At 37.9% G+C, this 10,561-nt stretch carries 12 protein-coding genes; 7 read left to right on the top strand and 5 right to left on the bottom strand.

The genetic code is table 11. The features are described 5' to 3' along the window. Position 1 precedes the first annotated feature (1 nt). Together BPR_RS17240 and BPR_RS17235 are read left to right on the top strand one after the other, a co-directional pair. Entirely contained in the window at positions 2-1,237 is a 1,236-nt protein-coding gene (locus BPR_RS17240; RefSeq protein ID WP_013282781.1) for a Wadjet anti-phage system protein JetD domain-containing protein, read from the top strand. Between the two features lie 96 nt (positions 1,238-1,333). After that, positions 1,334-1,528: a hypothetical protein gene (locus tag BPR_RS17235; protein ID WP_013282780.1), complete on the top strand. Its 195-nt coding sequence runs from the start codon at positions 1,334-1,336 to the stop codon at positions 1,526-1,528. 118 nt (positions 1,529-1,646) lie between these two features. On the opposite strand, the gene BPR_RS17230 is transcribed toward BPR_RS17235, so the two are convergent. Beyond that, a complete protein-coding gene (locus tag BPR_RS17230; protein ID WP_013282779.1) occupies positions 1,647-2,480 on the bottom strand; it encodes a hypothetical protein in 834 nt (277 codons plus the stop codon). Between the two features lie 1,011 nt (positions 2,481-3,491). On the opposite strand from BPR_RS17230, the gene BPR_RS17220 reads away from it, so the two are divergent. The 3 genes from BPR_RS17220 (at position 3,492) to BPR_RS20870 (ending at position 5,514) form a co-directional block, all read left to right on the top strand. Further along, positions 3,492-4,511, top strand: coding sequence for a mobilization protein MobA (locus BPR_RS17220; RefSeq protein ID WP_013282776.1), 1,020 nt, complete (start codon positions 3,492-3,494; stop codon positions 4,509-4,511). Positions 4,512-4,778: 267 nt separating this feature from the next. Next, positions 4,779-5,294 (top strand): hypothetical protein, encoded by a 516-nt coding sequence (locus tag BPR_RS17215; RefSeq protein WP_013282775.1) that lies wholly within the window; start codon positions 4,779-4,781, stop codon positions 5,292-5,294. A gap of 46 nt (positions 5,295-5,340) precedes the next feature. Next, positions 5,341-5,514: a hypothetical protein gene (locus tag BPR_RS20870; protein ID WP_013282774.1), complete on the top strand. Its 174-nt coding sequence runs from the start codon at positions 5,341-5,343 to the stop codon at positions 5,512-5,514. A gap of 63 nt (positions 5,515-5,577) precedes the next feature. Here BPR_RS20870 and BPR_RS21670 read toward each other — a convergent pair whose 3' ends face one another. After that, on the bottom strand, positions 5,578-5,811 hold the full coding sequence (locus tag BPR_RS21670) for an IS3 family transposase (RefSeq protein ID WP_408606971.1): 234 nt from the start codon (positions 5,809-5,811) through the stop codon (positions 5,578-5,580). A 159-nt stretch (positions 5,812-5,970) separates the two neighbouring features. After that, positions 5,971-6,558: a hypothetical protein gene (locus tag BPR_RS17205; RefSeq protein WP_013282773.1), complete on the bottom strand. Its 588-nt coding sequence runs from the start codon at positions 6,556-6,558 to the stop codon at positions 5,971-5,973. Between the two features lie 202 nt (positions 6,559-6,760). Here BPR_RS17205 and BPR_RS17200 point away from each other — a divergent pair, with 202 nt between their 5' ends. Both BPR_RS17200 and BPR_RS17195 read left to right on the top strand, forming a co-directional pair. Then, positions 6,761-7,147, top strand: a complete 387-nt coding sequence (locus tag BPR_RS17200) for a helix-turn-helix domain-containing protein (RefSeq protein WP_013282772.1) — start codon at positions 6,761-6,763, stop codon at positions 7,145-7,147. A 15-nt stretch (positions 7,148-7,162) separates the two neighbouring features. After that, a complete protein-coding gene (locus BPR_RS17195) occupies positions 7,163-7,564 on the top strand; it encodes a hypothetical protein (RefSeq protein ID WP_013282771.1) in 402 nt (133 codons plus the stop codon). Positions 7,565-7,662: 98 nt separating this feature from the next. On the opposite strand, the gene BPR_RS17190 is transcribed toward BPR_RS17195, so the two are convergent. Together BPR_RS17190 and BPR_RS17185 are read right to left on the bottom strand one after the other, a co-directional pair. After that, a complete protein-coding gene (locus tag BPR_RS17190) occupies positions 7,663-8,481 on the bottom strand; it encodes a hypothetical protein (RefSeq protein WP_013282770.1) in 819 nt (272 codons plus the stop codon). A 108-nt stretch (positions 8,482-8,589) separates the two neighbouring features. After that, positions 8,590-9,486 (bottom strand): hypothetical protein, encoded by an 897-nt coding sequence (locus BPR_RS17185; RefSeq protein WP_013282769.1) that lies wholly within the window; start codon positions 9,484-9,486, stop codon positions 8,590-8,592. Positions 9,487-10,561: the final 1,075 nt, after the last annotated feature.

Here is a 10,561-nt window from a genome sequence, read left to right as displayed (position 1 = left end):
TATGGCAGATAAACAAGTGAAGTTAAATAAACGTCAGAAGGATGTATTAAAGGCGCTCCTTGATAAGCTGGAAAAGAGCAAGACATATCGTGGAGAAAATACTGTGTCTCAGAATTTCAGAGTTAACCCGGCAGATTTTTTTAAAGAATATGACTCTGATTTTGCTAATCTTGATGACCAGGATGACTTTGAGAGGGAACTTGACACTCTTGAAAAAGCGGGACTGGTCACGCTTTTTATCGAAAGCGGTGTTATAAAGTCTATCGACATGGTTCTGTCAGCTCAGGATAAATACTATAGCCTGCTTGAAAGAATAGAACTAAAACAGCTAGAAGAAATGCAGATATCTATGTATAAGGCCTTTCTTGGTAGAAATAAGTTGATAGATCTATTTTGCAATGAACAAATCGCTCGACTTCAAGGTAGGAAAAAGGCAGAATATGATATACCTATAGCTAAAGAAGTAATAGGTATCATTGAATATATCAGCCAGAATAAAGAAGAAATTCTCGAAAGAGAATTATCTATCGAGTTATTTGGGGATTCTAAGAAATTTGAAAAAGAATACCGCAATAAGGTTATTACAGTGCTAAAAAAGTATGGAGAATTTAGTGATTTAGTCGAAAACATTCCTGATGATACAGAATTGGGGCATGCTATATTGGCAGAGTATAACGTATTTAAAAACCCGACATATGTAAATTTTAAAGGGAAAGGAACCATTTGGGTAAAAGACGGAGAAAAACTCGAATTAAATACTTCTATGCCAGTTGCAATAGATTCTAGTACACTGGAACGTATTGATAGCGTTATGATAAAAGCGCAGAGGATAGTAACTGTTGAAAACCTTACGAGTTTTAACCGCTTACAGGATAAGAATACTTTCTTTATTTATCTGGCAGGATACCATAACACAGATAAGCAGAATTTTATTCGCAAGATAGCAGAGACTAATCTTTTCAAGACATGGTATCATTTCGGAGATATAGATCCGGATGGATTTTATATTCTTGAACATTTAAAGAAAAAGACCGGCATCGCTTTTTCTCCGCTTGGTATGGGTATTGAAGAACTGACAAAGTACAAAGAATATTGCAAGCCTCTTGAAAGCAATGATCTCAAGAAGGCAAAGTCCCTTGTTGATAAAGGATTATACGAGGATATAGTGCAGTATATGCTAGAAAATAATGTAAAACTTGAGCAGGAGGTTATAAGTTGGAAACAGCTCAGCATCTGATTGTTTCCGCTTATGGATAAATCAATTTAAAAGCGCCATAATATAAAAAGTCTGTTACGTACATCAACGATCAACGCTTTTAGAAAGAGGATAATAATGAATAAGACTAAGTTTTTAAGTCTGCTTACGGAAAATGGTTTTAAAGCAGGTTTTGCAAATAGCGGGATACCAACAGCATTTGTTCAGAGTCCTGATGATATTGCAGCAACCAAAGCTGCAGTCGAAAGACTTGCCAGGGAATCTGATTACCATGAGAGCTTTGGAATCCAGCTGCTTAAAACAGAAGAGTAAAAAGATAAGACCTTTGGTACAAAATCCAAAGGTCTTATTTGTTATACAGATTCATACAAAAACATAAGCGCTGGCTAAATATACGTAATTGGCAGCTTAAATAATTATGATACTGCTATCATCTAACAAAATATGAAAAGATCTTATTCTTTCCATAGAAATGAGAGTGAGCCCAGTCAATATCATTTGGCTTTGTCATGTAGTGATTATGGGCCTTATCCTCGCGCATCCACATGCGATATGCGATAACATTAACTACTGGGATGTAATATATAATAAACTGAACCCAGTCGAGGAACTCATGCTTGATAAAACCAAGGTCCAGCATGACAAATTCATGCCATAATTCAGCTACCCAGTATGAATCGTAATTATTGGCAAGATAGATATTTTCGCCTATGGCAATAAGGACCAGTACAATCCAGATAACAGCAAGGATAGGGACCTGGCTAACGCCAAAAACAAAAAATCCGTACATAAGCCATAATGCGGCAGCGCATGCAATTACAAAAACAAAAGGCAGGGCTTTAAAAATGCCAGCAAGACTGCCTCCATCCATAGACGCAACATCCACAATATGAAGGATCCATGAATCAAACATATGAAGAGGGTACTGAAGTTTTTCAGCAACAAAACCTCCAGGGACCGGAAGCGAAACGAGCTTATCAAAGAACTCCGGTACGAAAACCCTCATTATAGGTACCAAAATAAGAGATGCCAGTGACATCCAAATAACAGAATTGGTAAAATGCGCGATTCCTCCGCTGAACTCCCTTTGCTTGAAAATAAGCTTATATCCAAGCTTAAATGGAATAAAGCATAATTTCACTGGGATAATCACAATGGCCCCTATAAGAGATATATACTTGAAAAGACTTCTCTGTGCAGTATTCTGAAAAGGAATCTCAATGATCCCTAAGATGTTTCCTAATAACCAAAATATAGCGTTCATTTCTTTAAATAATAATTCTCCTTTATAAATATTGATATTTAAGTTTCAGTGCAGTTGCACAAAAATTGAAATTTGCTTTGCTCAAGTAAAGAGCGTGGCTGGAACTTGTTACCCATCATTTGATTTTATATTTGTGTTTGTACAAACTTTTGTTGGACTTCGTATAAGCCTAATCCCCATACAGGGTTATCCTCTAATTGCTTATTGAGTTTATTACATCTTTTATCCGCTTTTCTTTTTGAAGTCCATACGGAGTCGATATGATAGCCATAATTGATACCATCATCCATCCTTGAATCAATGACAATGTATATAAGCGTTCTCATATTATCCCTCTATTTCTATTATTTTTAATTGAATATAAAATCTGAAATGGCGGATTAACACCTCTAACCATACTGAAACTTAAATAGGGTATTTGCCCTCCCACAGTGAAAGTTAAAGAAAACCGCACTCAAACTAAAATTCCTATAAAGATTCTTTGTATTGGTTCATTTAATAAAATCGACAACATATGTCTTATAAAATCCGGATAACCGCCTGCGGAATCAATGAAAACAGGACCTCATTTCCGGGTCCCATACCGTAGCAATCCTTTCGGCGCGTGGATGTTTATCAAAGTAATGTTTAGGCTCTATGCCGGTTCAAAAGCAGATATCATGAATATCAAGGCCATTTTGCTCGAGATATTTTGCAAGGCCCTGTATCGATACCGCTGTTTTATTATTTGCGTCTCCAATGATTCGTTGCAGTGACATAGACTTAATCTGGCTGTCCCATTCTTCAAGCAGATAATCAGGATTGCCGTATTTATTTCGCCGGTTACTGGTTCGTTCTTAAACTCCTACTATGTATTATGTCGCATAAGTCGTAGCAAAGCTAAAAATCAAAAATTAGTACCCGTAAGCGTATTATAGTACAAGATATAGCTGGAAAATTTTTCTGCACAAAGTATTCTATAAAAATCTATCTTTACCATAATAAATATATGAAAATTTAGGAGGAAAGCAGATGAGAGCTACTATGAGAAACTCGCGAAGTGGTTATGCCAAGCACAATGATCGCGACTTTGATATAAATAGCCCGGATAATGATGGCCACATCGATGCAGACAGGCAGTATCTAAATACATACTGGCACTGCTATGGGGAAGAAAAGCTTACGTTCGCTCAGGCAGAGAAAAAGTATTATGAGGAACATTACAAAGCTTCTCTCGAAGAAAGTAACCGTATCAAGATCAATAGAAGACACAAAGAACTATGCAGGACAATGAAGAATGTGCTAGAATCAAAGAAAAGCGCTCCTGAGGAAACAATTCTTCAGATAGGGGACAGGAATGAAACGGTAGACCTTAGAGTATTTGAAGCATGCGTGAAAGAATATGTCAAAGAACTTGAGAAATTCTCATCAAACATACATATCCTTGACTATGCCATACACGCCGATGAGGAAACTCCTCATGCCCACATCCGGAAAGTATATGACTATGTGGATGAAAAGGGCCACGAATGTTTATCTCAGGTACAGGCTTTAAAAGCCCTTGGATTTGATTGCCCCGATCCTGAACAGAAAGTTGACCGTCTTAATAATCCAAAGGTGTCATTTGACGCTTATATGCGCGAAAAATGGTATGATATCTGCCTTGAACACGATATTGAGATAGAACGTGATCCAAGAGATAATTCTCAGGGCCATCGTGATAAAGAGCAGTTTATTGCAGATCAAAAGCTCGAAGAAGAAAAGTCTCTTCAGAAATCTCTTGAGGAAAGTCAGAGACATGCTATGGAACTTGCCGCCGAAATAGAACGTCTAAAAAAGGAAAATAGGGCTCAGAATAAGCTCATCCAAAAGCAAGAAATGCAGCTTCAGAATAAGGATAAGGAATTAGAAGAGACTAAGTCTCAGCTTGAACAGGCTATGGATGCATATGAACAGGAAGCTGGCCATAGAAAAGCCAAGAGGCTTGCTAGGGAAAACAGGATAGATAAAGGACTTTTACCACACAGTTCCAAAGAAAAAACCAAAATATAATGTCGAGGAATTGCTTAAAAGCAAATATACGTATTAAAGAATAAACAAATTGACAACGTTTTAAGGGATAGGGCCAAATAAGATTCTATCCTTTTTACTACTCATTTTTGATATAATCATTTATTGATAACTGTTATACAACAAAGAGAGTACTCCAGTAACACACGCTTAGCATAAAGTCAAGGTGTTTAGAATACCGGGACAAAAATAAAGAAAGGATACCTGTATGAGGTTCTTGATGAACTTAGGAACAGGCATAATGACGATATGCGAGATGAATACGATATTGACAGTTTGAATCCAAGACCAAATCCATATGCTGATGAGCTCAATAAAGAGTTTGATTTCAGCAATGCGGTTAAAAACCCCTATGCCAAGATGCATTTCGAGGGAATTAACAATATCTCTGATGATTTTATGGCAGATACAGACAGCAGGACTGTACCAAAAGCTATTGATGAAATGAGCAAAACTGAATTTAACGAGATGATGGCACAGGGACTTGCGCAAGCTAAAGCTGACGAGGGAAAACCTGCATCAGACGTTCTAAAGGATGTTCGAGCAACTATAGAAGATGCACTGGATGAGGCTGATGCTTATTCCGAAAAACATCATAAGAGGCTTACTCACGAACAAATATTTAATTCAGAAACGAAAGTAACATTCAGACAGGTTGTAGAAAAGACTATTGCGGTTGATGGACAGAATATGTCTGATATTCAGGCTCAGATAGAAAAGCTTAAGAAAAATCCGGATGAAATAGATTTTGATAAAGAACTGTGATAGTGTTGTTATTGAGGCCAGGGTAAATCTATAGAGAGGTAGCTGTATGGAATATATTATAAGAAAAGTTATAAATGCACTGACAGCAGAGCAATTCAATGAAATAAAAGCAGCTGTAAAGAGCTCAGCCGCATACGATTCGGACAACCCACCGCTGACACAGAAAGAACTAAAGGAATTTAAGAGAGTGGACCCAGAACACCAAAATACAAAAGAATAAAAGTAGCAAAAAGACCGCTCCTAACCTTGATATGTACCCAGAATCCTGGACACATGTTAAAAGTTAAGCGGAACACATGGATGCTTCCCTGTATTTAACAGAAGGCATCCATTTTGTTTTTGATTGGATCCTTCTGTTGTTATAATAATCTATGTATTTTTCTAATGCCATCTTAAATGATTCAAATGAGTCATAACAAGACTCATAGCCATAGTACATCTCATTCTTTAATCGCCCGAAAAATGTCTCCATGATGCAATTATCATAGCAATTATCCTTGCGTGACATAGACTGTATGATACCATGCTTTTCAGTTCATTCCGGTAGTAGGCATGTTGGTATTGCCAGCCTTGGTTACTATAAAAATCAAGCCATCTATATTTGAAAACTTACCAAACGCCACATCAAGCATTCGCTTTATTGCATGCGACAGCCCTTTTTACTTTTATGATAAGTTCATTGTTTCCAGTTAATATCAAAAGTTAAGCTCCATAACTGTAAGCAACAAGATGCTATCTGGCTTATTTCATTGCAATTCAAAGCATCCTGCAGATTTGATATAGTGGCTTTATTACCCTTGATCCACAAAGGCATTATGCGTCGCATATTGCCAGATTCAATTATCCCCGGCTCTATACTGTTTTGTTTGTCATGCACAGGAACTTGTTCAAGAGTTGCCATTATCAATTGTGATGTACTGTAATAATGCTCACAAATGGTCTGAATCTCCTCTATGAGTTTCAGATCCACAAACATTTCTTCATCCCATCTGCGCTCAATCTTTTCTAGTAATTCTGTGAAATAGGGCAGCATGTCGCCTGCTGCCTTTACAGGAAAAGGGGAAAGCTCAGGAACATTCTTTTTAAATATTTCTTCTTTCCCATAATGACATTTAAGAAAGATCTGCCATTCGCTGTCGGACATATCCTCGGCAATGAGCTTTAAAACCGCTTCCTGCTCATCATATGTTTCAACTCCGTTCATGGTCTTGAACTTGATAGTGTGCATTATTGAATTTATTTCTTCGTCTTTATTTTTTACCATATTTTATCCTCATGTTCTTACGAATGGAGATATTATAACAAAAGGTACGTACCGTTTCGTTCTCTGCACAAAAGCATTCAAAGTTGTTGAGGGAAAGATTGTTTAAAGGAGCTAATTGAGGGTTGAGTAGAAGGTTAAACTATATCTCAAAATGCCACCGAAACGGCGGTATAATGTTTTTGGATAGGAGGTGAATCGCATTATGATAATTTACGATTTACTTGTTACGAATGCGCTTGATAGTGAAAGTAGGGAAGCATATATCTCTGACATGTCCGATAGCCTTGTATGGTATGGGAACGACGCAGGTAAATGGCATGAAGCTGCAAATGCAGATGAGTCGATTCCGCCAGAGCGTATGGATTTACTTGGTGAAATATATGATGCGACACAAAGAAGTGTTAAAGAAATTGCTGCTCGTGCTAATATGAGTCAGCGCAAACTTGCAGAAAGATTTCATATCCCATATAGGACAATGGAAAATTGGTGCAGCAAAGTTAATGAATGCCCATTGTACACACGCCTTATGATGCAGGAGTGTCTTGGCTTTTACGATCCGGCTTTGGTTTTAAAAGAGATCAAATTATAGGAGGATATGAGTGAAATGAGTGAAAATAAAACACACGGCACAAAGAAACGTGATGAGATTATCAATGCTTTTAAAGCAGGGGATTCCTTAATTAGAAAGCATATACGCGAGCTGATGGGATATGAGGAACCTTATGATGAGGATATTTACTACGATCCTGATCTCGGCAAAATAGATATTGAGCAGAATACTGGCTCATGGTACGAGAATGATAATCGTATTTTTCTTACAATAATTAAGCGTGGAATTGCAGATTGTCACGGGGGTGAACTCATGGAGATATCAGGTGTCGACGGATGGAATGATTTTGATGATTTTACGGGCAATGAGGATGCTCAGCTATACATTGACAACCTTATAGATGAAGAATATGCACGTATTGAGTCGGATGTTCTTGATGTGTTAAAAGAAATGTGACTTCAAAATAATATCAATAAATAAGGAGTAAGGTTGGCAAAATCAACCCCTACTCCTTATTTTTATCCCTTAAGTTTGATTATCTAATATTATCCATATCAGTTGTCCTTAAAAGCATACGTATTATGCATGAGATTGTAGAATTCTGATTTACTCATTACAGTGGTTACCATGGCGCTTACTGAATGATTATTGATAAATGAACGAAGTTGGATCTTAAAAGCGACTGGCTCTGCAGACATTTTTATAGCAAGTATGATCTGGTGTGCCACATAGTCCTTATCAAACCCTTCTTTTTCAAGTAAAGCGATAAGTCCTTTTGCTTCTAAAGCCTCTTTTACTTTCTTTGGAAATGCATCGTATTCACCTTTGCAGTCAACATAATCAATGCCTTCTTTCTGTGTAAGTGTCGCCTTTGGTTCCTCTTTAACCACTGGAGCTTCTGCAGGCTCAGGAGCATTCGCTTTCCCTTTTTTAGGTTCTTCCTGAGGCGTTTCAGCTACCGCTTTCTTTGCCTCTGGCGGATTGGGCTTAGAAGGTGTTTCTTTTAAAGGAGAAGGAGTGGCAGGAACATCCGCTTTCTTTGCAGGAGTCTCTATCTCTTTGCCATCTCCCATCAGAACGATAAGTTTATGTGATGCATTAACTTCAGGGATAACGAGCTGCTTTTCAGTAATGAATGTTACATCATCTTCTGCAAGCATTGTGCCTAGTATAAAACCAAGTCCAAAATCATTAGAGGCGCTTTCGGCCGAAATGAAGTTTGGCTTTATCCCACTTTGAAAAATTGACATGAGAACAGTATTAGGTGTACTGTCCGATGTGGTTATAAAATCTACAGTCTGACCTGAGAGAGTCTCTATCGGGTTATTAGCAACAAAATAGTCCATTGATACAAGGTATCTCATACTGGTCATAATCCTTTCTGTGTTTGATATAACAACTAATAATTTATGGTTCTACATGCCTTCCATTTTGAGGTCATACTATCACGTTAACGAAAAACCATAATTTTCTGCACAAAATTATTCAATATGATGCTCTTTTGCATAAAGTTGTCCGTCTTTGATTATTCCAAGCGCATGTTGTACAAGGTCTTTGTTTCCCTGCTCCTGATATGAACGTACGGCATATTGGAAATACTGCGATGTCCTTAACATCTGCTGCGCCTTACTAAGGCCACCATATTTTTGTATAAATTCAAGATATGGACCTACGTATCTGTTTAATTTTGTGTTTTCCTTCTTTATGTATTTATTCTCGAGCTTTAATGTATCAGATGCTTCCTTCTGTGTCTTAGAAAGCTTCTCTTCATAAAATCTTTGCATCTGAACTATATAATCTTTTACCTGCTTCTCGAATAAAGCTGCATCACCCTGGTAGGCAGGCGGCGCTCCTAAAGTTGCTGGATAGTCACTTGGCCTATAGAGACCAGATTTAGAAGATCTTCTTACTTCACCGACATTTTCTCTTGTTAAGCCAAACTGCATCTTCATGACAGATGAATAAGTTCTCTGAAGTTCTGCAAGCTGAGCAAGCTTTCCGCAAAATCTGTAATATGATACCTTCTGTTCCTGGTCGAATGGAATTACAAAAATATCATGTTCGTACTGAGTAGTACTGAAGTGTGGGAGAGTAGCAAGTACGACATCTGTTTTAGAATATAGCCCAAATGTCCTTTCGCACCAGGATAAATTCGCCTGTACCCAGTTCTGGTAATCAATATTGTCTTTCTTTTCAAAATTACAGCGCATATAGATATGAATACACATATTTCCGTTCTTGCGGAAGTTATGATCCGTGTAGTATGGCGACGCATTTATCTTATCTATACACTGCTGGTACAGCTCCCTGCCGCCTTTGTATTTGATAAAATCGTCCTCGGATTTTACAGGGTGGAGCAGTAAAAATGATGTGCCCATATAAAACTCCTTTCGAAAAACTCTCTGGTTTTATTATGGAGCAATCAAAAATATTTAATAGGGAATTTGTACATACGTAAATGAATCCGTGTTTGAGTTCTAAAATATACCCTCTGAAATGTCAAGTTCGGGGATTTTAATGCCAAAATGATGAATATGGGAGGTTTGGACGTCCAAAATCAGCGGAGTAAATGCCGAAAAATTTAACTGTGCAGAAAGAAAAATTCCCTAATAAGGAATATGACTAAATATCTACATGCAGAAATTTGGCAAAACCGTCTTTTTATGCGGGCTCATATTTTCAGGCCAGGATATTTTATTCAGGAATTGCGCTACAACATACTGAGTATTACCAACAAGCGCGCTTTTGGTCTGTAAAATTAAAGTAAGCTATAGTAAATCTGACTTATAGTAAACTGCATTTACCCAAAATAGGATTTGAAAATAAGCGATAGCGCTACTTCAAACTGCGCCAGCCTCCACCTCGGTGGGTAGCTAAGCGACGCCAATACAGTAAACTGCTGCCCATAAGCATATACTGGCGCGTATTTGGCCTTTAAACAGTAAGCTCCCAGCCCACACCTACGCCAAAGCTCCGGTAAGTACGCCCCTTTTATGTCCTTTTCGTTCCCCTTTTGTACACTTTTGCACAAAGAGCGGCAAAGAAGCGAGCAAAAGAGTATGTCTCACAGGGAATTATCCGCCATCCGGCAAGCATACGATAGTGTATACCCGCCTTGCATATGCCTGCTGCCTGCATACAGCCTGTATATGAGCGGATCTACACCTCCGGTAGGCTCCTTATTTTTGCCTCTTTTTCATCCAATATTACATATATGCTACATGGCAGACTTCCCATATGGCTATGATACGTCTGCGTTTATAGTAAATTTGCCTTGCAGCAGATTTGGGCGTGATATGGGTAAAATGCTACAAGCAAAATGAGGATGATACGCAGTGTATACTGGCCTTTAGGGAAGATATGCCTTGTAGTAAACAAATAGTTCTTCGTATATATTTTACCACAATTTTGCTACAAGCAGAAAATGAGATAAGGCATGGAAATAACAGGGCT

Origin of the sequence: Butyrivibrio proteoclasticus B316 (assembly GCF_000145035.1) — a bacterium.
Classification (GTDB): domain Bacteria; phylum Bacillota; class Clostridia; order Lachnospirales; family Lachnospiraceae; genus Butyrivibrio; species Butyrivibrio proteoclasticus.
Note: the sequence above shows the minus strand (reverse complement) of the source record. Positions and strands in the feature narration are given on the sequence as shown.